The organism is Streptomyces qinglanensis, assembly GCF_900111245.1.
GTDB lineage: Bacteria > Actinomycetota > Actinomycetes > Streptomycetales > Streptomycetaceae > Streptomyces > Streptomyces qinglanensis.
On sequence record NZ_FOGO01000001.1, the window covers coordinates 459,549 to 482,089 of the forward strand.

A 22,541-nucleotide genomic window follows, 5' to 3' on the forward strand; every position below is an offset into this window, starting at 1 on the left:
GCCGACAGTACCGCGCGACGGTCCGGCCGGAGCGGGTGGCGGCGCAGCGCAGGACGTGAGGAAGGACAGGTGTGCGAGGCGAGCCGAGGAGGGCCCGCGGTGCGGTGGCGCCCGTGCTGGTGTGGTCGGTCACCCGGGCGGTGCTGCTGCTCTGCGTCTTCAAGGTCCTCACCGTGCCCGGCGGGATGGACATCACGTCCGACGTCTCGGTCATCTACCACGGCTGGTTCGGGCAGTTGAGCGACGGAACGTTTCCGTCCGACGATGTGACCTGGCAGTACCCGCCCGGCGCCGCACTGGTGATCCTCTCCCCCGGGCTGCTCACCGGGCTGCTGCCGATCGGCTACGCCTCCGCGTTCTTCGTGGTGGCCTGCGCCGCCGACGCGGTGGTGCTCGGACTGCTGCTGTACGCCGCGCGGCGGCGCGGGCCGCGCGCCCCGGCGGCCGGACTGCGCGGCCGGGCCGGGGTGTGGGCGTGGGTCGTCGGAGTGCCGCTGCTGGGGCCGACCGCGTATGCGCGCTACGACCTGATGGTGACCGTGCCCGCGGTCGCGGCGCTGCTGGCCGCCGCCCGGCACCCTCGTGCGGCGGGAGTGCTGGCCGGGCTGGGGGCGCTGGTGAAGGTGTGGCCGCTCCTGCTGCTGCTCGGCACCCCGCGCGGCCGGGCGACCCGCGCCGCCTGGCTCAGCGCGCTGCTGACCGTGCTGCTGGTGACGGCGGGGTTCGCCGCCGCGATGCCGGGTGCACTGGACTTCCTGTCCGCGCAGCGCGGCCGGGGAACCGAGGTGGAGTCCGTCGGCTCACTGGTCCTGCACGCCGCCCGGCAGTTCGGGTGGCAGGGCCAGGTGCTGCTGCGGTACGGCTCGATGGAGTTCGTGGGCCCGGGTGTGCAGACCGTGAGCACCGTCGCCGTGGCGCTGACGGGTGCGGTGTTCGGCTGGCTGCTGCTGTGGCGGCTGCGGGCGCGGCACTGGTCGCCGACCACCCTGGCGGACGCCGCCCTCGCCGCCGTGCTGCTGTTCGTGGTCACGAGCCGGGTGCTGAGCCCGCAGTACCTGATCTGGCTGCTGGGGCTGGCCGCGGTGTGCCTGACGCTGCGGGCCGGGCGCCAGGCGCTGCCCGCGTGGCTGGTGCTGGTGGCGACCGGGCTGACCCAGTTGGAGTTCCCCGTCTGGTTCGCCGACGTGGTCACCGGCGAGGCCCGGGGCACGAGCGTGCTGGCCCTCCGCAACCTGCTGCTGGTCGTGGCCGCCGTGCTGTCCTGCGTGCGGCTGTGGCGCTCGACGGTGCCCGGCGAGCCGGAGGGCACCGCGGACCGGGACAGCGCCCGGGAGGCGGTCCCCGCCCCGCGGAGCACCGGCTCCGGCACGGAACCGGAGCGGGACGGCGTGCCCGGGACGCGCCGCCCGGACGGCGACCGGATCCCGGCGCCCGACGCGACCGGTCCCTGATCCGGGCCCCGGTCCCGGGTTCCCGGTCATGACCGTCCCCACCGTGGCCCCCGGTCCGGCGGGCCCTGAACCGGGGCCGCGGTCGCGGAGGGCGGTCCCCGACCTGCCGCGGCCCGTGCGCAGGACTCTAGGGTCCCAGCACTCGGGTCGCGTACGCGCGCCAGCGCTCGGTGAACTGCTCCTTCCCCACGCCCAGTACGGACCGCAGCGCCGCGTCCGGATCCGGGTGCCCGCCGCCGTGCGCACGGCCGGCCCGCGCGTACAGGGCGAGCAGTTTCTCGGCTCCCCACTCCTCGGCGACCATCCGGCAGGCCAGCCAGCCGCCCTCGTAGGCGCGGGCCAGCCCGGCCGGGTCGTTGCCGAAGCGGAAGTCGGCGTCCGCGGGCAGGGCGCGCAGTGCCGGGGCGGTGCCGCCGGCCGCCGCCCGGTCGGCGACCGCACGGGCCAGCTCCGGCGCCGCCTCGCGGGGCGCCAGGTGCGAGCGGCGGTAGCCCGCCCAGTCGGCGATGCCCTCGGAGAGCCACAACGGCGTCGCCGAGGTGGTCTGCCGCCGGGTGGCGACGTGCGTCGTCTCGTGGGTCAGCACCACCTGCCGCCCCTCCTCGCTGAGCAGCCCGTAGGCCCGCGGGTTGACCACGATCCGGTCCGCCGGCGCGCGCCCGCCGCCGGGCCGGGAGGCGCCGCCCGCCTCGCCGGTGGTGACGGCGGCGATGCCCGCGTAGGTGCCGGAGTCCGCGGCGGGCGTCCCCAGCAGGCGCGCCATCTGCCGCACCGAGGCGGGCGCCTCCAGCACGGTCCTGCGGGACCAGCCGTCCGGCCAGGTACCGGCGACGGCGGGCACCGCACGGTCGGCGGCGTCGGCGAGGGCCCGCAGTTCGGCACGGTCCCGGCCCACCCCCAGGACCAGGCTGTGCGCGCCCCGGACGACCGTCATGGCGCCCTGCTCCCACAGTTGGGAGTCGCTGCCGGACGCCTCGTCGGCGATGCGCCATCCGCCGTCCCGCCGGACGAACCGGAACCGCTCGGTCGCCGTGGTGGTGACCCGGTCGAAGTCCGCGAGCCGGTAGCGCAGCACCGCCTCGACGGTCACTGTGTCCCCCTGGGCGTTCCCCTGGGCGTTCCCCTCCGCCGTCCCGGATCCGGCGCTTCCCGCGGCCTCGCCGCCGCCCCGGTGCGGCGCTGCGACCTCGCGGACCTCGTACGCCCAGGTGGACAGCGGCAGTCGGCGCAGGTTGTGGAAGACCTGCCGCTGTGCGCCGCGGTGGCGGGGTGCCTGCGGGTCGACGGCGTCGAGGAAGCCGCGCTCGTCACCGGCGCGCAGGGCCGCGGCCTGCCGGTCGAGCACCCGCTGGAAGGGTGCCGGGTCCCGGTCCCCCCGGTCGGCGACCACGAAGGCGCCGAGCGCACACAGCAGCGCGAGCGCCGCCGTTCCGCTCAGCGCTCGCGCGTACCGGAGGATGCCGTGCCGCCGCTCGCCCACGCCACCGAGGGTACGGGGGCGGAATCCGGGCCGGTCAGGGCGTCCCGCGCGGTCCGGCCACCGCGCACCGGGAAGCGACGGCCGAGGCTGTCGGGGCGATCGGGGCTGTCAGGGCTGTCAGGGCTGTCAGGGCTGTCAGGGTCTGGTGACCGCGGAGACCGGCAGCATGCCCACCGGGTCGTAGCGCACGGCGGCACCGGGGTGGGGCGCGTGGACGACCTGGCCGCCGCCCACGTACATGGCCACATGGCTGGCGTCGTCCCGGTAGATCACCAGGTCGCCGGGGCGGGCCTGGCCGAGCGGGACCTGCTGCCCGGCCGAGCGCTGGGCCTGCGAGGTGCGCGGGATCGAGGTGCCGGCCTGCCGGTACGCCCACTGGGTGAGCCCCGAGCAGTCGAAGGAGCCCGGCCCCGCGGCACCCCACGCGTAGGGCCGTCCGACGGCGGACTTGGCGGCGGCGACCGCGGCGGCGGCCCGCTGCGAGGACGGGGCCGAGCCGCCGGGACCGATGCCGGGACCGCCGGCACGGGAGCGGCGGCCGTCCCGGGAGGCGCGCTCCTCGGGGGAGAGCCGGGCCAGCAACCGACGCGCCTCGGCCAGCTTCCGCCGGACGTCCTTCTTGCGCTGTTCGAGGGTCTGCTGCAGTCCGGCGAGCTGCTCCAGCTTGCCGGCCGCCTCGGTGCGCCGCTGTCCGAGGACGCGCTGCGCGGACTGCAGCCGGCGCAGCTTGGCGAGCTGGCGGCTGCCGATGCGGTCGAGTGTCGCGGCCTTGGCGAGGTAGCTGTCGGGATCCTCGGTGAGCATCAGCGTCACCGCGGGATCGATGCCCCCTGAGCGGTACTGCGCGCCCGCGAGCGCGCCCAGCGCGTCGCGCAGCCGGTTCACCTCGGTCTGGCTCCTGGCGACGCCGTCCTGCGCGTGGGCGACCTGCTCGCGCAGCTTGCCGGTGCGCTCGGCCACCCCGTTGTACTTCTCCGTCGCGACTTCCGCCTGCTCGTAGAGCCGGTCGATCCGGGAGTTGAGGGTGGCTGCGGAGAGCTGGCTGTCGGGCTCGGCGCCCGCTGGGGCCGCGGGGACGAGGGCGACGGCCGCGCCGGCGGCGGCGGCCGACAGCACGGTGACCCGTGCCGGCCGGGCCTGGCCGGGCAGCGGGGTATGTCGAGGGGACCGGTGCGATGCCACTGGAGGAGGCGTTCCTTCCGCTAGGCGACGTGCGCCCGCAGAATGTAGCCGTGCCCCCAGGGGGGACAAAGGACCATGGACCGCCGGTAAGTCCGCTCCCGCGCCCCGGCGTTCACTGATCGCGCAGGTCACCGGGCGGGTGGGAAGTCCGCCCCCGCCAGGGCGGGTTCACTCGGAAGAGCGAAGTTTAAAGGTCATCACACTGGCGGGTGATCGTCCGGGCGGGAGCCGGGGCCGCAGTCCACGGCCCCGCCCCCGAGCGCGGCCCCGCGCCGGGGAGAGGTCCGGCCGTCCGGTGCGGGTCAGCCGACCCGGACGCCGAACTGGAACGGCATGTTGCCCATGGCCTCGAACCGCACCGAGGCGCCGGGCTTGGGCGCGTGCAGCACCTGCCCGTTGCCCGCGTAGAGGCCGATGTGGTGCAGGTCGCCGTAGAAGAGCACCAGGTCGCCCGGCTTGAGCTGGCTCTGGCTGGAGATCCGGGTCCCGGCGTTGGCCTGCGCCTGCGAGGTGCGCGGCAGCGAGACGCCGGCCTGCTTGTAGGCCCACGAGGTGAGCCCGGAGCAGTCGAAGGAGCTGGGGCCGGTGGCACCCCACACATACGGGCTGCCTATCTTGCCCTTGGCGGCGGACAGCGCGGCAGCCGCATGGCCCGAACCGGGGGGCAGGTCGCCCAGGTCGGCCCGGTTGCTGGAGGCGCGGTCGGCGCGCTGCTGCTTCTCGGCGAGCCGCGCCTTCTCCTTGGCGGTCAGCGTGTTGAGCAGCCGCTGGGCCTCGGAGAGCTTGCCCTGGATCTTCTTCTTCTTCTCGCCGAGCTCCTTGCGGGTGCTGGCGAGGTCCTTGAGCTTGCCCGAGGCTTCCTTGCGCTGCTGGGCGAGGCTGCGCTGCTTGGCCTGGACCTTCTTGAGGGCACCGGCCTGCTTGGTGCTCAACTGGTCCATGGCCGAAGCCTTGTCCAGGTAGCTGTCCGGGTCGGAGGAGAGGAAGAGCTGCACCGAGGGGTCGATCCCGCCCGAGCGGTACTGCGCGGTCGCCAGCGAACCCAGCTTGTCGCGCATGCTGTTGAGCTCGCCCTGGCCGCGGGCCACGCTGTCCTGGAGGTTCTCGACCTCCTCGGAGAGCTTGGACTGCTTCTCCTTGGCGCCGTTGTACTTCTCGGTGGCGGCCTCGGCGTCCTCGTACAGCTTGTCGACCTTCTCCTTGACGTCCTTCTTGGACGACTGGGGGTCGGCGTGGGCCGCCTGGGAGGTGAGTGCGACAGCCGCGGCCGCGGTCATGGTGAAGACACTGACACGTGCGCGACTCGGCTGCTTGGGACGACGGTGGGACGCCACTGGGGCGAGCTCCTTCTTCCTCAGCCGCCTGCCGGTCTGGTCATCTCCGGCTCCACAGCGCAGGACTGGGCCATCCCGGCGTGCGAAACGAGGCGGTCCTCCGCCGCCACCCCGGATAGGTGATCAACCGAGCGGAGGTTCGGGCCAGACATTAGCCACGCGTAGTGATCCGATCAAATCCCTCAGGAAAAAAGACGCCCCGCAGCCGCATTCTTTACCCGGCACCCACGCACGGCGAGCACAGCCTCACACACTGCACACAGCCACGCGCACCGCAGCCGTCCCCCGACGTCCCGCCCGGTACCGGAGCGGACAGGCGCGGACAGGCGCGGCAACGGACTTGAGAAAGGTACCGCAGCGCCCGGCCCGGGCCGTCGGACCGCAGAAGCACGTACGGACACCGGCCGCGGAATGCGAGCCTGCCGCCCGCGGGTCAGGTACGTGCGAGCCGCTTGAGCAGCAGCGCGGAGGCGACGGGCCGTGCCCCGGCCGCCGCGCAGCCGTCGGCGACCTCGCGGTCGCTGGAGACCACCACCACCGCACGGCCCGGCGGTTCGGCGCGCACCAGGCGGCGGATCAGCTCGTCCGCGGTCTGGCCCGGCTTGGAGAAGAGCACCCGGACCCCGCGCGGCGGCGCCAGCAGTACCGGCGCCGCCAGTTCGGCCCCGTCGAACACGCAGGTGACCTCGGCACCGGACTGGGCGGCCAGCACCGCGAGCCCGCCCAGCAGCCGCAGCCGCTGCTTCTCCAGCGGCAGCGCGGGATAGCCGGTCTTGGTGACGTTGTAGCCGTCCACCACCAGGTGGGCGTGCGGCAGAGCCAGCAGTTGGTCCAGCAGCGCCGGATCGGTGTCCGAAAGCGCCCGGGCCGCCACGTCCTTGGGCGACATCCGGCCCGGCTCGACCGCGTCGACGGTGTCGGCCGGACGGGTCTCGGACGGCGGCAGCGCCAGTTCGCGGCGCAGGCCCTGGGCCGCGTCCAGCACCGTGTCCAGGAGCAGCCGCACCCGCATGTCCTCGACGCTGCGGCCCTCTCGTGCCGCGCGCCGCCCGGCCTCCAGCGCGGACTCGGCCTCGGCCAGCCGGGACTTGAGCCGGCGCAGTTCGCTGTCCAGCGCCGCCTTCTCGGTGCCGGCCGACGCGCGGACGCCGTCCAGCTCCTCCTGCAGCTTGCGCAGCGACGCCTCCCGGCGGCGCACGTCCGCCTGCGCGCTGCGCAGCTTGCGCTGGGTGCCGTCCAGCTCCTTGCGCAGCGCCTCCTGCTCGCGGCGGCCGCGCTCTGCCTCGTCCCGGGCCGCTCCCCTGGCCTGGGAGAGCTCCTCACGCAGCTGGGACAGTTCGCGCTGGGCCTCCTCGCCCGCGCGTTCGGCCTGCGCTCGCTGGGCTTCCTCGCCCGCCGCCGCCACCAGCTTGGCCCAGCCGGAGGGCCGCAGCACGTAGGCAGCCGCCGCCACATCCACCGGGTCGGCGGCCGGCGGCGGCGTGCCCTCGTCGAGCGCACCCGCCAGTTCCGGGAACTGCTCCCGCACCCGGGAGGCGATGCGCTGCCGGAAGACGGCGTCGCTCTCCAGCGCCGCGGCCATGGCGTTGCCGCCGAACTTGGCGCGGCGCTGCGGGGTGAAGCGGGCGTACTGCCGCAGCGGGGGCGGCAGTTCCGCGACGGTCAGGCCGCCGAGCGCGTCCCCGGTGAAACCGACCACCCGCCGCCGCACCTTTTCCGGCAGCGGGCGCTCCAGGCTCTCCGGCTCGGCGTCCGGGTCCGGCTCCGCACCCGGGTCCGGCTCCGGGTCGGCGCCCGGAGCCGGAGCGGCGGAGCGGGGCTCGGCGGGGTCCGGGCCCGCGGGGGCCACGGGATCCTCAGCGGCCGCGCGGGCAGCAGGCCCGGCTGCCTCCCCGGCAGCCGGGTCCGGCCGCCGTGGGTCGCCGCCCGTCCGTTCCTCCACCGGTCACACCTGCCGTCTCTGGGACCTGAGCCCTATACCTGAGCGCTGGGCCGGTCCACCAGTTCGACCTGATCCACGGCATTGCACCATCTGCAGCGCACGGACTCGATGCTCTCACTGAGCACCTCCTGCTCCTCGACCGCCGGGGCGCCGGCCAGGTCCAGATGGACGTACTCGACCACCTTGCTGGAACGCGTCACGTCGAACCGGGTGAGGTTGCCGCACAGCGTGCAGCGCCAGCGGGTCTCGTCCGTGGGCGTGGGGACCGCCATCGTCTCGTCCTCGTTTCCTGAAGAGTCGGTACTGGTCGGTGCTGGTCGACACTGCTCAGCGCCGCCGTTCCGCGGACCATCACGGATACGCGGCGCGGGGTCACGTCCCGTAAACCCTACGGCCTAGGACCGTCCGCGTGCCCCGCGTGTGTCGAGGAGCGTGCCCGGGGCGGCAAGACGTCATGATCCGCTCATGGACGGCACCGGCCACGCCGACACCCCGCACGCGGACCGCAGCGCGCAGCCGCGGCCGCTGGCGATGTACGCGCTGATCGGCTGCTGCTGTCTGGTCTTCCTCGCCGGACCGGCCTCCGGCCTCCTCCCCTCCCACGGTACGGGGCAGGCGCTGGAGGAGGTCAGGGCGGCCCACTTCCGCCGGTGGGGCGTGGTGCCCCGCACGCTGTTCAGCGGTGATCTGCGTGCGCTGCCGACCCCGCTGACCGCGCTGTTCCTGCACGGCAACTGGCTGCACCTGCTGGGGAACATGCTCTTCCTCTTCGTCTTCGGCGGCCCGGTCGAACAGCGGATGGGACCGCGCCGCTTCCTCCTCTTCTACCTGGGTACCGGCTACGCGGCGATGCTCTGCTACGCGGCCGCCCACCCGGTCTCGGACGAGACGCTGGTCGGTGCCTCCGGAGCGATCTCCGCCGTGCTGGGCGCCTTCCTCTATCTGCATCCGCGTACCCGGGTGACGAGCGTCTTCCCCTTCCTCTTCTTCCTGCCGCTGCGCTTCCCGGCCTGGATGGTGCTGCTCTTCTGGCTGGCTCTGCAGTGGCTGGCGACCCGGCAGCACGGCGAGGGGCCCGGCGTCGCCTACCTGGCCCACGTGGCCGGATTCACGCTGGGCTTCCTGTCCGCCTGGCTCCACTACCGCCGGGCTAGAGTGGCCGGGCCAACCCCGGCGTCCGAGGGAGAGACCCCACCGTGATCACTTCCATCGTCCTCATCCGGACGAGCACCGAGCGCATCCCCGAGATCGCCGAGCAGATCGCCGCCATCGAGGGCGTCAGCGAGGTCTACTCCGTCACCGGTGCGCACGATCTGATCGCCATGGTCCGCGTCGCCCAGCACGACGACCTCGCCGACATCATCCCCGGCCGTATCAGCAAGGTGCCCGGCGTGGAGTCCACCGAGACCCATATCGCCTTCCGCACCTACTCCCAGCACGACCTGGAGTCGGCCTTCGCCATCGGCCTGGACGCCTGAACCGTCCTCTCCCCCGCGGGCCGGACGGTCAGCCCGCAGGCTCCGGGACGCAACGGCCGCCCTCTGTGCGGTAGGTCCAGCGTGCACCGTCCCGCACCAGTTCGCGCACGGCGGCGACGAACCGGTCCACGTGCTCGTCCGGCGTCCCGGCGCCGAAGCTGACCCGGACCGCGTTCGACGCGGGAGCCTCCCCGGCCGATTCGCCGCACTCGGCGGGGGCGTCCCCTCGCTGCCCGAGCAGCGTGCGCAGCAGCGGATGGGCGCAGAAGAGGCCGTCGCGGACCCCGATCCCGTACTCGGCGGAGAGCGCCGCCGCCAAGTGCGAGCTGTTCCACCCCTCGACGACGAAGGAGACCACCCCCACCCGGTCGGCATCCGCGCCGAACAGCGAGAGGATCCGCACCTCGGGCAGCTCGGCCAGTCCGCCGACCAGCCGGGCCAGCAGTTCCTCCTCCCGCGCGACGAGGCGCTCGAATCCGGCCTCGGCCAGCGCCCGGCAGGCGGAGGCGACGGCGTACGCACCGATGACGTTGGGTGAACCCGCCTCGTGGCGGGCCGCGGTGGTGTGCCACTCCACGTCCACGCCGCCGTCCGCGGCACGGGCCACCCGGCGGCTCGCACCGCCGCCCGCCAGATACGGCTCCGCCGCGCACAACCAGTCGGCGCGGCCCGCCAGCACCCCGGCGCCGAACGGCGCGTACAGCTTGTGCCCGGAGAAGGCCACCCAGTCCGCCTCCAGCTCGGTCAGGCGCACGGGCCGGTGCGGGGCGAGCTGCGCCGCGTCCAGGACCAACCGCGCACCGTGCCGGTGAGCGGCGCGGGCCAGTTCGCGCACCGGCCACACCTCGCCCGTCACGTTCGACGCACCGGTCACGCAGACCAGCTTGGGCCCGGCCGGCGCGGCGTGCAGCGCCGACTCCAGCGTGGCGACCGCCTGTTCGGGCGAGCGGGGCGCGTCCAGATACGTCACCTCGTGCGCCCGCCACGGCAGCAGCGAGGCATGGTGCTCGGTCTCGAAGACGAACACCCGGGTACCGGACGGCAGCGCCGCCGCCAGCAGATTGAGCGAGTCGGTCGTCGCCCGGGTGAAGACGACCTGGTCCCCCTCGCGACACCCCAGGAACTCGGCGACGGTCCTCCTGCTCTGTTCGAACAGGTCGGTCGACAGTTGCGAGAGGTGCCCGGCCCCCCGGTGCACGCTGCCGTAGTACGGCGCGTACGCCGCCACGTCGTCCCACACCCGCTGCAGCGCGGGCGCGCTCGCCGCGTAGTCCAGCGCTCCGTACGTCACCTCCCCACCGGTGACCAGCGGCACGCGGACGTCGCGGCCCAGGACGGGAAGCGGGGCGGACTCCTCGCTACAGGAATCAGAAACCGGCGCAAAAGGTGCAGTGAACGGCATGGCAGTACTCCGGACGAGATGAGCGGCAAAGGAGGAGCGCCTGGCGTGGCGGCGCACCGAAACGTGACGGAACGTCAGAAGAAGGGCCGAAAACGGGTGTGCGGTGCTGCCCGTCGGCCCTAGCGCATTCGCTTGCTCACGGAGTACTCCCTCGAAAGACCAGGACCCCTGGCGCGAGGGATCCGCGCTTGCCGCAGACCTTGCTGTCCTACGGCCTGGTCATCACCCGGGGCACCCCGCCACGGACGGAGGGTTGCCGGACAGCGGGCCGGGGCCTTTTTCGCTGTCACTCGTGACCTGCGAGGCAGTATGCCACACCCTCCGCGGGGTGCGACTTCGCGGGGTCGGTTCCCCCTCCGCGGGCTGCGTTTGCGTTGTGGGGGCACGCCCGGCTGCCGCCGAGAGGTCGTGTCGGGGGGCTCCGCCCCCTTAGAAACCCCCAGGCACCACAACTTCTCCCTCCCCCTCCCGCATCCGGCAACCGCCGGAGGACTCTCGACCGCGGGAGCGCTCTTGTGCTGTGACGGACGGCATCAGGACACTTCCCGCAGACAACAGACCAAAGAAAAGACCCGGAGCAAGGTCCGCAAGGGGCTCACACGGGTGCGGCTGGGGGTCCTAGGGGGCGAAGCCCACTAGCGGGGGGCTGTTGGGGGGCGGAGCCGCCCCAACGCCCGTCCGGCGAGGACAACGGGGGCTCGGGGGCGAAGCCCCCGACAACGGCGCCGCACCCGGCAAACAACGGGGTGGGGGGCCCGGGGCGCAGCCCCGACAGCCGAGGCGCCCCGCAAGGGGTCCGCGCCCCCGCGAAGGGGGCGGCGTCAGGAACCGCAGGCCGCCGCCGGATCGAGGGCGATACGGTACCCGCGTTTGGTGACGGTCTGCACCACAGAGGGCACCCCGAGAGCCGCTCGGAGCCGAGCAACGGCAGCCTCGACGGCATGCTCGTCGCTCCCCCCGCCGGGCAGGCACCCCAGCAGGTCGGCACACGACACCACCACCCCGGGCCGCCGCGCAAGCGCCCGCAGCACGGCCATGGGCGCGGGACTGACCGGCCGCAGCTCGCCGTCGAGCAGGGCGGCGGTGCCCCGCACCTCCAGCGTGCGGCCCGCCGCGGGCAGCACCGGTGCGGTGGCGGGCAGCCGCTCGCCCAGCAGCCGGACGAGCGCGCCGACCCGGAACCGCTCGGGCCAGTAGGCGGGGATGTCGCGGGCGAGCAGGGGCGCGGCCGTGACGGGGCCGACACAGGCGACCTGGGTACGGCCGCGGAGTACCCGGGTCAGGTCGTCGACCGCTCGCGCTCCGCGTTCTTCGGCGCGGGCGTACAGCCCGGCTGCTGCGAGGGCGCTGGTGAAGGTGAGGGCGTCCACGCCGCCACTCAGCACCGCGTCGAGGAGCCGGTCGAGGGGGCCGGGGTCCAGGGGCCCGGTCCACCGGTAGACGGGCACGGGGACGACCTCGGCGCCGGCTCCGCGCAGCGCGTCGAGGAAGTCCCGCAGCGGCTCGCCGTGGAGTTGGACGGCGATCCGCAGTCCGGCCAGGTCGCTGCGGCCGAGGAGCCGTTCGAGGACTTCGCTGGAGGATTCCGAGGCGGGTGACCAGGCTTCGCGGAGTCCGGCGGCGCGCAGCGCCCCGCATGCTTTGGGGCCGCGGGCGAGGAGTTCGCCCGCGGCGAGGACGCCGCGGAGGGCTTCGCCCTCGCCCCAGCCGTCGGCGGCCTCCATCCAGCCGCGGAAGCCGATGCCGGTGGTGGCGACGGCCACGTCGGGCGGGCGGGCGAGGAGTTCCTGGGTGGCGTCGCGCAGTTCCTCGTCGTCGGCGAGCGGGGCGATGCGCAGTGCGGGTCCGTGGACGACCTCGGCGCCGCGCCTCTCCAGCAGCGCGCCCAGCTCCTCGGCCCGGCGCGCGGCCGTGACCGCGACGGTGAACCCCGCCAGCGGGGGAACGGATCCCGTGCGGCTTCGCGACGGTTGAGGTGCCGACACCGCGTCTCCTCTCAGTTCCTATGTGGGCGCTGGGTGCTGTTCATACTCACCCGACCAGCGTTTCCACCGTATTTCGCCGGGCCGAGACCTCGATCACTCTGCCGGTCAGCCGCACGTCGTGGACGGGGAGACGGGCGGTCTCGTCGTCCAGGCAGCGGCCGGTGGCCAGCTCGAAGACCTCCTTGCCGAGAGGGCCCGTGACGACGGGGACGCCGTCGCGGTCGCCGACGATGCCGTGGCAGATCACGGGTGCCCCGCTGAAGGGGTCCAGATTCCCGACCGCGTACACCTCACCGGTGTGCAGCCGGAAGAGGGCGACGGCGCTGCCGTCGGGCAGCAGCGCGGCGCGCCCGTGTTCGACGGGAAGGACGTCCAGCGGGCAGACGGCGGACCAGTCGGCCGTGGAGTCGGCAGGGTCGACGGGAGCGGCGGAGGCAGGGGTCATGGTGGTCATGGCGGTCACCTTTCGGCTCTTACGGGCGGGAGTGCTCAACGGGCGCGCGCCCCCTCGGCGGCGGGCACCTCGGGCATGCCGAGAGACACCGGGCCCGGCACAGGCACCGGCTGCTCCCGCTCGACGGCGAAGGAGATCGCCGGGTCGGGCGTCCCGGGGGCGTTGACGAAGGAGGTGAAGCGGGCCAGCTTCTCGGGGTCCTCCAGGACGCCGCGCCACTCGTCGCGGTAGTCGGCGACGTGGCGTTCCATGGCGGCGTCCAGTTCGGCGCAGATGCCGAGCGAGTCGTCCATGATGACGGCCCGCAGGTGGTCGAGGCCGCCCTCCAGGTTCTCCAGCCAGGCGGCGGTGCGCTGGAGGCGGTCGGCGGTGCGGATGTAGAACATCAGGAACCGGTCGATCGTGCGCACCAGGGTGTCGTGGTCCAGGTCGGACGCGAGGAGTTCGGCGTGGCGGGGGGTGAAGCCGCCGTTGCCGCCGACGTAGAGGTTCCAGCCCTGCTCGGTGGCGATGATCCCGAAGTCCTTGCTGCGGGCCTCCGCGCACTCCCGGGCACAGCCCGAGACGCCCGCCTTGAGCTTGTGCGGGGCGCGCAGCCCCCGGTAGCGCAGCTCGAGTTCGATGGCGAGCCCGACCGAGTCCTGGACTCCGTAGCGGCACCAGGTGGAGCCCACGCAGGACTTCACCGTACGGACGGCCTTGCCGTAGGCGTGTCCGGACTCGAAGCCGGCGTCGGTGAGCCGCCGCCAGATGGCGGGGAGTTCTTCGAGCCGGGCGCCGAGCAGGTCGATGCGCTGACCGCCGGTGATCTTGGTGTAGAGGCCGAAATCGCGGGCCACCTCGCCCAGCACGATGAGCCGGGCCGGGGTGATCTCGCCGCCGGGTACCCGGGGGACGACGGAGTAGGTGCCGTTGCGCTGCATGTTGGCCAGGTGGCGGTCGTTGGTGTCCTGGAGTCCGCCGCGCTCGCCGTCCAGGATGTGGGTGCCGCTGTCGCGGGAGGCGAGGATCGCGGCGACGGCGGGCTTGCACACGTCGCAGCCGCGCCCGCGCCCGTGCTCGGCCACCAACTGCGAGAAGGTGGTGATGCCGGTGGCCGCGACGATCTCGAACAGCTCGGCCCGCGCGTGGTCGAAGTGCTCGCACAGCGCCGTGGACTGCTCGACGCCTGCCGCTTCGAGAAGCTGCTTGAGCGCCGGTACGCACGAGCCGCAACCGGTCCCCGCCTTGGTGCAGGACTTCAGCGCGGGGACGTCGGCACAGCCCTGTCCGGTGATGGCCTCGGTCAACTCGCCCTTGGTGACGGCGTGGCAGCTACAGATCTGTGCGGCGTCGGGCAGTCCGGCCACTCCGGCGCCGGTCGCCCCGCCGCCCTCGGACTGCGGAGCCAGTAGCGCCGACGGGTCGGCGGGCAGGGCGCTGCCGACCAGGGGGCGCAGCAGCGGATAGCCGGAGGTGTCGCCGACGAGGATGCCGCCGAGCAGCGTCTTGGCGTCGTCGGAGACGACGAGCTTGCCGTAGGTGGCGGCGACCGGGTCGTTGAGGACGACCTCCAGGGCGCCGGGCGTGGTGGCGTGCGCGTCCCCGAAGGAGGCGACGCCGACGCCGAGCAGCTTGAGCTGGGTCGCGGTGTCGGCGCCGGGGAAGCGGGCCTCGCCGCCCAGCAGCCGGTCGGCGACCGTCTCGGCCATGGCGTACCCGGGTGCGACCAGCCCGAGGGTCCGCCCCTCGACGCAGGCGACCTCGCCCACGGCCCACACATGGGGGTCGGTGACGGAACGGCAGGTCTCGTCCACGACGACGCCGCCGCGCTCCCCCACCTGGAGGCCGGCTTCCCTGGCGAGCTCGTCGCGGGGTCGTACCCCGGCGGCGAAGACGACCAGGTCGGTCTCCAGGAAGGTGCCGTCGGTCAGCTCCACACCGGTGGCGGCGCCGGTCTCCGGGTCGGTGACGACCTGCTTGGTGCCGGTGCCGGTGTGGAGGGCCACGTCCAGCTCGCCCACCATGCGGCCGAGCAGCGCGCCGCCGCCCTCGTCGAGCTGGACGGCCATCAGATGCGGGGCCATCTCGACGACGTGGGTGGTCAGGCCCAGCAGCCGCAGCGCGTTGGCGGCCTCCAGACCCAGCAGCCCGCCGCCGACGACGACGCCGCGCCCGGTGGTGGATTCCTCGGCCGCGGTCCGGATGGCGTCGATGTCGTCCAGGGTGCGGTAGACGAGGCAGCCGGGGGCCGTGGAGCCGGGCAGCGGCGGCACGAACGGCCGCGAGCCGGTGGCCAGGACGAGCGCGTCGTAGCGCACCCGCTCGCCGGACGCCGTCAGTACGGCGTCCGCCTCGCGGTCGAGCGCACGTACCGGGTCGCCCAACCTCAGGTCGATCCGCTCGGGGTCGTGCTCGGGCAGCCGCAGGGCGCTCTCGTCGGCGCCGTCGAAGCAGGAGGAGAGGGCCACCCGGTCGTAGGCGGGACGCCCCTCCTCGGCGAGCACGGTGACCTCCCACTGCCGCTCCGCGTCACGGGAGTCGAGGGCTTCGACCAGCCGGTGGCCGACCATGCCGTGACCGACGACGACGAGCTTGCGCGGGGCTTCGGAGTGCTGGGGGATGGTCATGGTGTTCACCTCGGGGCGGTCGTGGCAGGAGTGTCACGGCTGGAGAGCGGGTCGGTCTCCGCGAGCCAGGCGGAGATCTTCTCGACGGCGCCGCGGCAGCCGCCGCAGCCGGTGGTGGCGCGGGTGGCGTCGGCCAGTTCGCGGGCCGAGCGGGCGCCGTCGTACCAGGCGGAGCGCAGGGCGCCCTTGGTGACGCTGTTGCAGCGGCACACCATCGCGTGGTCGGGCAGCGCCTCGCCCGTCTCGCCCGCCGTCTCGGGCGGCAGCGCCCGGCCGAGCATGAGGGCGAGGCGGTCGGAGGGGGCGGGCGCTCCCTTGTCGTAGAGCTGGACGAGGCCGGCGGCGGCGTCGGGGACGCCCAGCAGAATGGCGCCGGTGACCCGGTCGCCGTGCAGCACGAGCTTGGCGTAGCGCTCGCGGGACGGGTCCTCCAGCCGGAGGACCTCGGGGCCGCCGTCGTCCGGGAAGTCCCCCTCCGCGGGACCTTGCCCGCCGGGACCGCCACCGGCCGGGGCGTGGCCGGCGAAGCCGTCGTCCGTCACGAACGGGTCGCCCAGGCAGGCGAGTTCGATACCGGCCGCCTTCAGTCGGGTCACCCGCGGGGAGCCCAGGTAGCGCGCGTACAGGTCCTCGCCGGTCAGCCGCCCGGCCAGCACGCTCGCCTGCTCCCAGCCGGGCTGTACGAGCCCGGGCTCGGCGTCGGCGCAGTCACCGAGCGCGTAGACGTCCGGGTCGGAGGTGGTGAGGGTGTCATCGACGGCGATCCCGGCCGGGCCGACGTCCAGCCCGCACTCCTCGGCGAGCCCGGTCTCGGGCCGCGCGCCGGTGCACAGCAGCAGTCCCGCGGCGGTCAGCACACTGCCGTCGTCCAGGTGCAGCCCCTTGCCGGGCTCCCAGCGGACCGCCATCACGCCCAGTCGCTGCTCGATGCCGGTACGGCGCAGCGCACGGCCCAGCACCCGCCCGGCGGGCGCGTCCAACTGCCGGTCCATCACATGCGGTGCCGGGTGGACGACGGTGACGGCGACGCCGCGGGCCACCAGGGCCCGCGCCGCCTCCAGGCCGAGGACGCCGCCGCCGAGGACGGCGATCCGCGCGCCGACGGCTCGGGCCCGGTCGGCGAGGCGGCGCAGTCGGCGCGCGTCGCCGAGCGTGCGCAGCGCGGTGACGCCCCGTGCCAGTGCCCCGATCCCCTCCTCCGTCTCCTCCCGCAGCCCCGGCAGCGGCGGTACGGCAGTGCCGGCGCCAGTGGCCAGCACGAGCCTGTCGTACGGGAGTTGCCGTCCGTCGGCGGTACTGACGGTGCGGGACGTGCGGTCGATTCCGGTGACGGTGGTGCCGGTCGCCAGCGGGTTCTCCCCGGACTCCGCGGGCGCCAGATCGTTCTCCGTCAGCGAGCCGGACAGCAGTCCGGGCAGCAGGACCCGGTTGTAGCCGCCGACCGGCTCGGCACCCAGCACGGTCATCCGCACCCGCCTGCTCCTGGGGTCGCGCCGCAGTGTCTCCTCGTACAGCCGCGCGCCGACCATTCCGTTGCCGACGACCACGACGTTCAGGGCCCGGTTCACGCGGCCTCCTCGGGACTCGTGGCGCCGCCCCCGTCGGCGCGCTCCAGCCGTACCGCGCTCAGCTTGAACTCCGGCATCCGGCTGACCGGGTCGAGCGCGGGGTTGGTGAGGACGTTGGCGGCGCCGTCGCCGGGGAAGTGGAAGGGCAGGAAGACCGTGTCGGGGCGCAGGCCCGCGACGCAGCGGGTGCGGGCGAGGACGGCGCCGCGCCGCGAGACGACCCGCGCGGTGTCCCCGTCGGCGAGCCCGGCGCGGCGGGCCGTGTCGGGGTGCACCTCGACGTAGGGTCCGGGCGCCGCGGCGGCCAGTTCCGGCACCCGGCGGGTCTGGGCTCCGGACTGGTAGTGCTGCAGTTGCCGCCCGGTGGTGGCGTACAGCGGGTGTGCGGCGTCGGGCAGTTCGGCCGCGTCCCGGTGCTCGACGGGCAGGAAGCGGGCCCGCCCGTCGGGGTGTGCGAACCGGTCGAGGAAGAGGCGCGGGGTGCCGACGGCGCCGGTCGGCTCCGGCACGCCGGCACCGGGCGGCGCCGCGGGGACGGGCCAGTACACGGGCCGTTCCGCGTCCAGGAGTTCCGGCGCGGCACCGGCGTAGTCGGCGGTGCCGCCGGCCGAGGCGCGGCGCAGCTCGTCGAGGACTGCGGCCGGGTCGGTGGGGAACTCGTGCCCGGACCGGCCCAGCCGGACCGCGAGGCCGTGCAGCACCTCCAGGTCGGTCCGCACGCCGGGCGGCGGGCACTGGACGGCCCGGCGGCGCAGGATGCGGCCCTCCAGATTGGTCATGGTGCCGGACTCCTCGGCCCACATGGCCACGGGCAGCACCACGTCGGCGAGCTCGGCGGTCTCCGAGCGGAGGAAGTCGGCGACGACGAGGAGGTCCAGCGACCGCAGTCGTTCGACGACGCGGCGCGCCCGGGGCGCGGAGACGACCGGGTTGGAGCCCATCACCAGCAGTGCCGCCGGGCCGTCCGGGGTGCCGAGCGCGTCCAGCAGTTCCCAGGCGCTGCGTCCGGCGCCGGGCAGCGACGCCGCGGGCACGCCCCAGACCTCTGCGACGTGCGCGCGGGCCGCGGGGTCCTCGATGTGCCGGTAGCCGGGCAGTTGGTCGGCCTTCTGGCCGTGCTCGCGGCCGCCCTGCCCGTTGCCCTGCCCGGTCAGGCAACCGTAGCCGGAGCCCGGGGTGCCGGGCAGTCCGAGGGCCAGGGCCAGGTCGATCCAGGCGGAGACGGTGTCGACGCCCTTGCTGTGCTGCTCGGCACCGCGCCCGGTGAGGATGTGGGCGCGCGGGGCCCGGGCCAGTGCGGCGGCGGCGCGGCGCAGGTCGGCGGCGGCCACTCCGGTCAGCCGCTCGGTGCGCTCCGGCCACCAGCGCGCGGCACACTGCCGCACGCCCTCCCATCCGACGGTGCGCTCTTCGCGGTAGGCGGTGCGCTGCGGAGTGTCCAGACAGCCCTCCACCAGTGCGACGTGCAGCAGCCCGAGCGCCAGTGCCAGGTCGGTGCCCGGCGCCGGCTGGAGGTGGAGGCCGCCGCCCTCCAGCGCCACCTGCGCGGTCGCCGTGCGGCGCGGATCGACGACGATCAGCCGCGCCGGATCGAGGTGTCCCATCAGCGGCGGCATCGTCTCAGCGGGGTTGGCGCCGACGAGCACCAGCGCACCGGAGTCGTCCAGGTCCGTGACCGGGAACGGCAGTCCGCGGTCGAGTCCGAAGGCCCTGGTGCCTGCCGCGGCCGCGGACGACATGCAGAACCGGCCGTTGTAGTCGATCTGCGAGGTGCCGAGTGCGACCCGGGCGAACTTGCCGAGCGCATACGCCTTCTCGTTCGTCAGCCCGCCACTGCCGAAGGCTGCGACGGCGTCGGCTCCACGCCGCTCGCGCAGTGCGGCGAAGCGCCGGGCCACCAGGTCCAGTGCCTCGTCCCAGCCGGCCGCGCGCAGCGGGCCGCCCGCGGTCTCCCGGACCAGCGGGGTGGTCAGCCGCTCGGGCGAGTCCAGCAGCTGCGCGGAGGTCCAGCCCTTCTGGCAGAGGCCGCCCCGGTTGGTGGGGAACGCGCGCGGGGCGACGGCCGGACGGGCCGGTGCGGACGGCAGGTCGGGATCGGCGCCGGGGGCGGGGGTGAGGGTCATGGCGCACTGCAGGGCGCAGTACGGGCAGTGGGTCGCGGTGGCGGCCGCGGTCACCTCAGGCCCCCCGCTCGGCGACGGCCGGCTGCGGCTCCGGCTGGGTGGCGTCCGGCTCCGGTCGGGCCGGCTGCCGCCGCACCGCGGCCACCCGGGTGGCGGGTCCGGCGGCGGGCCGCCGCACGTATCCGGCCCAGGTCACCGCCAGGCACAGCAGGTAGAAGACGAGGAAGGCGCCGATCGCCGCGTCCGCGTCACCCGTGCTCCGGTACGACTGGCGGAAGGCGAGGTTGATGCCGACTCCGCCCAGGGCGCCCATCGCGCCCGAGACGGCGATGACGGCACCGGCCAGTCGGCGTCCCCGGGCCAGGGCGGCAGTCGGGTCGGCCCCGGCTTCCACGGCGCTCCGGGCGCGTGCGGCGTAGCGGGCGGGGATCATCTTGTAGGTGGCGCCGTTGCCCAGCCCGGTCAGCACGAACACCGCGGTGAACACGGCCACATAGGCGGCGAACGAGTCGGCGGCCGAGGCGGCCAGCACGCATCCGGCGCCGCAGGCCAGCGCCAGGAACGACCAGGCGGTGACCCGGGCGCCGCCGAACCGGTCGGCCAGCCGGCCGCCCAGCGGCCGCGAGAGCGAGCCCAGCAGCGGCCCGAGGAAGGTCAGCGCGGCGGCCTGCGCGGGGCTCTTGCCGAACTCGTTCTGCAGCACCAGTCCGAAGCCGAAGCCGAGGCCGATGAAGGATCCGAAGGTGCCGATGTACAGCAGGGAGAGCGTCCAGCAGTGGATGTCGCGCGCAGCACTGCGGTAGGCGCCGTAGTCGGTGCGGTTGGTGGCCAGATTGTCCATCCCCCGGTGGGCCAGCAGCGCGGCCAGCAGCAGAGCCGGGACGAACAGCAGGGGCAGCACCTCCGGGTGTGCGATGCCCACGGTGGCCAGTACGGCCAGCCCCAGCAGCTGCACGGTGGCGACCCCGAGGTTGCCGCCCCCGGCGTTCAGCCCCAGCGCCCAGCCCTTCTCCCGCTCGGGGAAGAAACCGTTGATGTTGACCATGGAGGAGGCGAAGTTGCCGCCTCCCAGACCGGACACGGCCGCGCACAGCAGCAGTACCCACAGCGGCGTGTCCGGGCGGCGCACCAGGACCGCCGCCGACACCACGGGTATCAGCAGTGCCAGTGCGGAGCACACGGTCCAGGTGCGGCCCCCGAACCGGGTGACGGCGAACCCGTAGGGCAGCCGCAGCAGCGCGCCCACCAGGGACACCAGCGACACCAGCAGGAACTTCTCGTCCGGGGTCAGCGTGAACCCGGCCTGCGGCGTCATGAACAGCACCAGTACCGACCACAGGCTCCAGACCGCGAACCCGATGTGCTCGGCGCACACGGACAGCCACAGGTTGCGCCGCGCCGTGCGCCGTCCCTCGCTCGCCCAGAAGCCCGGGTCCTCCGGCTCCCATCGGGTGATCCACCGTGCTCGCACATCGTCTCCTGTCCGCTGGAAGGAACACCGATGCTAGGAGCGGGCCGTTACCGCCTCCGGGCGGCTCCGTAACGCACACGAAAGGGAGTGCTCACGCGGGCCGCGGGGACGGTGTGAGGACATCTCCCCGCCGGGCCGATGAATTCCGGCGGCGCGGCCGGTCTCTCCTCCGAGGACACCCAGGCGGTCCGGGACGCCCCCGGCCCGCCGCACCGACTCGCTCAGGAGGGCGCATCATGCAGCAGCCGCAGAAGATCAAGACGTTCCTCTGGTACGACGGGAAGGCCGAGGAGGCAGCGACGTTCTACACCTCGCTGTTCGACGACTCCCGCATCGTGGAGGTCACCCGCTACAACGACGCCGCACCCGGTGAGACGGGCTCGGTGATGACGGTCGTCTTCGAACTGGCCGGGCAGCAGTTCGTGGCGCTGAACGGCGGCCCGGAGTTCTCCTTCACCGAGGCGATCTCGCTCCAGGTGGACTGCGACTCCCAGGAGGAGGTGGACACTCTCTGGGAGAAGCTGACCGCCGACGGCGGCCAGGAAGTGCAGTGCGGCTGGCTCAAGGACAAGTACGGCCTCTCCTGGCAGATCGTGCCGCGCCGGGTGCTGGAACTGGTCGGCTCCGCGGACCCGGAGGTGTCCGAGCCGGCCACCCGCGCCATGCTCGGCATGAAGAAGCTCGACGTGGCCGCGCTGGAGGACGCCGTACGGCAGGGATCCGCCTGAGCGGCGGGTGGCCGCCCCCGGCGTGCGCGATCCGGATTCCGGTCCGGACCGCGCACGCCCGCCGCCGCCACGGCCGGCGGCGGGCCACCGTCCTGGCCGTTCTAGGGGCGGTTGCTGGCCGCCACCCACCGCTCCAGGGCCGTACGCGCCGCGCCCGAGTCGAGCGACTCGGCGGCCCGGGCCATGCCCTGGGCGATCTGCTCGCTCAGCGGGGCACCGGTCGGGTTCAGCGCCGCCAGCGCGGCGGCGGAGTTGAGCAGCACGGCGTCCCGCACGGGTCCGCGCTCCCCCTCCAGCAGCCGGCGCGCGACATCGGCGTTGTAGGCCGCGTCCGCACCCCGCAGCGCCTCCACCGGCACCAGTTCCACGCCCACGTCGCGCGGGTCGAAGGTCTCCTCCCGCACGGCACCGTCGCGGACGATCCACACGGTGGAGGTCGCCGTCGTCGTCAGCTCGTCCAGCCCGTCGTCCCCCCGGAAGACCAGCGCCGAGGAGCCGCGTGCCGCCAGCACCCCGGCGACGATCGGCGCCATCCGTGCGTCGGCCACCCCGGTCGCCTGCGCACCGACCCGGGCGGGGTTGGTGAGCGGGCCGAGGAAGTTGAAGGGGGTGGGGACCCCCAGTTCCTTGCGGGCCACCGCGACATGCCGCAGCGAGGGGTGGAACTTGACCGCGAAGCAGAACGTGATCCCCGCCTCGTCCGCCATCCCGGCGACCCGGTCGGGCGGCAGTTCCAGGTTGACGCCCAGCTTCTCCAGCACGTCCGAGGCACCGCTGGCGCTGCTCGCGGCACGGTTCCCGTGCTTGACGACCCTGGCGCCGGTGCCGGCGACGACAATCGCCGACATGGTGGAGATGTTGACGGTCTTCGCCCGGTCGCCGCCGGTGCCGACGATGTCGACGGTGGGTCCTGGCACCTCGATCGTGCGAGCGTGCGCGTACATCGCCCGCACGAGGCCCGAGATCTCCTCGACGGTCTCGCCCTTGGCCCGCAGCGCCACGGCGAAGCCCGCGATCTGCACATCGCTCGCCTCGCCCCGCATGATCCGGTCCATCGCCCAGGCCGTGGCCTCGGCACTCAGGTCCTCGCCCGCCAGCAGGGCGCTCAGCACGTCGGGCCAGGTACGCGCCGCCACGGTGTCGCCTCCGGCGGGGACAGCAGCGCTCATGGGGACCACTTCCTGACTTCCTGGCAACAGAACCGACGCGTATGTGCGGCCACCCTATCGATTCCGGGGGCCCGCCCGGTCATCCGTCCGGCCTGCGGGCAGAACCGGCGCAGATGGTGCCCGGAACGCCGGAAGGGGCCCACGGGCGTACCCGTGGACCCCTTC

General features: G+C 74.2%; 17 protein-coding genes and 1 riboswitch. Of the genes, 4 read left to right on the plus strand and 13 right to left on the minus strand.

Going from position 1 to position 22,541, the window contains the following annotated elements; genetic code table 11:
- Positions 1 to 71 precede the first annotated feature (71 nt).
- Positions 72 to 1,451: a glycosyltransferase family 87 protein gene (locus BMX65_RS02010; protein ID WP_239501784.1), complete on the plus strand. Its 1,380-nt coding sequence runs from the start codon at positions 72 to 74 to the stop codon at positions 1,449 to 1,451.
- 127 nt (positions 1,452 to 1,578) lie between these two features.
- On the opposite strand, the gene BMX65_RS02015 is transcribed toward BMX65_RS02010, so the two are convergent.
- The 5 genes from BMX65_RS02015 to BMX65_RS02035 form a co-directional block, all read right to left on the minus strand.
- A complete protein-coding gene (locus BMX65_RS02015) occupies positions 1,579 to 2,931 on the minus strand; it encodes a hypothetical protein (protein ID WP_074998337.1) in 1,353 nt (450 codons plus the stop codon).
- Positions 2,932 to 3,066: 135 nt separating this feature from the next.
- Positions 3,067 to 4,113, minus strand: coding sequence for a C40 family peptidase (locus BMX65_RS02020; protein ID WP_177214172.1), 1,047 nt, complete (start codon positions 4,111 to 4,113; stop codon positions 3,067 to 3,069).
- Between the two features lie 302 nt (positions 4,114 to 4,415).
- On the minus strand, positions 4,416 to 5,447 hold the full coding sequence (locus BMX65_RS02025) for a C40 family peptidase (protein ID WP_026005102.1): 1,032 nt from the start codon (positions 5,445 to 5,447) through the stop codon (positions 4,416 to 4,418).
- A 433-nt stretch (positions 5,448 to 5,880) separates the two neighbouring features.
- Positions 5,881 to 7,182 carry an NYN domain-containing protein gene (locus tag BMX65_RS02030; RefSeq protein ID WP_074998760.1) on the minus strand — a complete coding sequence of 434 codons (1,302 nt, stop codon included), beginning with the start codon at positions 7,180 to 7,182 and terminating at the stop codon, positions 5,881 to 5,883.
- A gap of 239 nt (positions 7,183 to 7,421) precedes the next feature.
- The gene (locus tag BMX65_RS02035; RefSeq protein ID WP_019359381.1) at positions 7,422 to 7,661 is read right to left on the minus strand and encodes a hypothetical protein; all 240 of its coding nucleotides are present in this window, start codon (positions 7,659 to 7,661) and stop codon (positions 7,422 to 7,424) included.
- A 193-nt stretch (positions 7,662 to 7,854) separates the two neighbouring features.
- On the opposite strand from BMX65_RS02035, the gene BMX65_RS02040 reads away from it, so the two are divergent.
- Entirely contained in the window at positions 7,855 to 8,589 is a 735-nt protein-coding gene (locus BMX65_RS02040; RefSeq protein WP_074998338.1) for a rhomboid family intramembrane serine protease, read from the plus strand.
- On the plus strand, positions 8,586 to 8,867 hold the full coding sequence (locus BMX65_RS02045; protein WP_074998339.1) for an Lrp/AsnC family transcriptional regulator: 282 nt from the start codon (positions 8,586 to 8,588) through the stop codon (positions 8,865 to 8,867). Before BMX65_RS02040 ends, BMX65_RS02045 begins: the two co-directional genes overlap by 4 nt.
- A 28-nt stretch (positions 8,868 to 8,895) precedes the next feature.
- Here BMX65_RS02045 and BMX65_RS02050 read toward each other — a convergent pair whose 3' ends face one another.
- The 7 genes from BMX65_RS02050 to BMX65_RS02080 all read right to left on the minus strand — a co-directional run bounded on the left by BMX65_RS02050 (position 8,896) and on the right by BMX65_RS02080 (position 20,479).
- Positions 8,896 to 10,269 carry an aminotransferase class V-fold PLP-dependent enzyme gene (locus BMX65_RS02050; protein ID WP_074998340.1) on the minus strand — a complete coding sequence of 458 codons (1,374 nt, stop codon included), beginning with the start codon at positions 10,267 to 10,269 and terminating at the stop codon, positions 8,896 to 8,898.
- Positions 10,270 to 10,448: 179 nt separating this feature from the next.
- A riboswitch (SAM riboswitch) is annotated at positions 10,449 to 10,567 on the minus strand.
- A 523-nt stretch (positions 10,568 to 11,090) separates the two neighbouring features.
- On the minus strand, positions 11,091 to 12,254 hold the full coding sequence (locus tag BMX65_RS02055) for a uroporphyrinogen-III synthase (protein WP_074998341.1): 1,164 nt from the start codon (positions 12,252 to 12,254) through the stop codon (positions 11,091 to 11,093).
- Between the two features lie 46 nt (positions 12,255 to 12,300).
- Positions 12,301 to 12,708 carry a nitrite reductase small subunit NirD gene (gene nirD / locus BMX65_RS02060; RefSeq protein WP_107437367.1) on the minus strand — a complete coding sequence of 136 codons (408 nt, stop codon included), beginning with the start codon at positions 12,706 to 12,708 and terminating at the stop codon, positions 12,301 to 12,303.
- 35 nt (positions 12,709 to 12,743) lie between these two features.
- Positions 12,744 to 15,317, minus strand: a complete 2,574-nt coding sequence (gene nirB, locus BMX65_RS02065) for a nitrite reductase large subunit NirB (protein ID WP_074998342.1) — start codon at positions 15,315 to 15,317, stop codon at positions 12,744 to 12,746.
- Positions 15,318 to 15,322: 5 nt separating this feature from the next.
- Positions 15,323 to 16,885 carry an FAD-dependent oxidoreductase gene (locus tag BMX65_RS31845; protein WP_218158008.1) on the minus strand — a complete coding sequence of 521 codons (1,563 nt, stop codon included), beginning with the start codon at positions 16,883 to 16,885 and terminating at the stop codon, positions 15,323 to 15,325.
- Positions 16,882 to 19,062 carry a molybdopterin oxidoreductase family protein gene (locus BMX65_RS02075; protein WP_074998343.1) on the minus strand — a complete coding sequence of 727 codons (2,181 nt, stop codon included), beginning with the start codon at positions 19,060 to 19,062 and terminating at the stop codon, positions 16,882 to 16,884. Before BMX65_RS02075 ends, BMX65_RS31845 begins: the two co-directional genes overlap by 4 nt.
- A 1-nt stretch (position 19,063) precedes the next feature.
- Entirely contained in the window at positions 19,064 to 20,479 is a 1,416-nt protein-coding gene (locus BMX65_RS02080; RefSeq protein ID WP_074998344.1) for an MFS transporter, read from the minus strand.
- Between the two features lie 236 nt (positions 20,480 to 20,715).
- Between BMX65_RS02080 and BMX65_RS02085 the strand changes: the two genes are divergently transcribed.
- Positions 20,716 to 21,207: a VOC family protein gene (locus tag BMX65_RS02085; RefSeq protein WP_074998345.1), complete on the plus strand. Its 492-nt coding sequence runs from the start codon at positions 20,716 to 20,718 to the stop codon at positions 21,205 to 21,207.
- Between the two features lie 101 nt (positions 21,208 to 21,308).
- Here BMX65_RS02085 and trpD read toward each other — a convergent pair whose 3' ends face one another.
- Positions 21,309 to 22,376, minus strand: a complete 1,068-nt coding sequence (gene trpD / locus BMX65_RS02090; RefSeq protein ID WP_074998346.1) for an anthranilate phosphoribosyltransferase — start codon at positions 22,374 to 22,376, stop codon at positions 21,309 to 21,311.
- Positions 22,377 to 22,541: the final 165 nt, after the last annotated feature.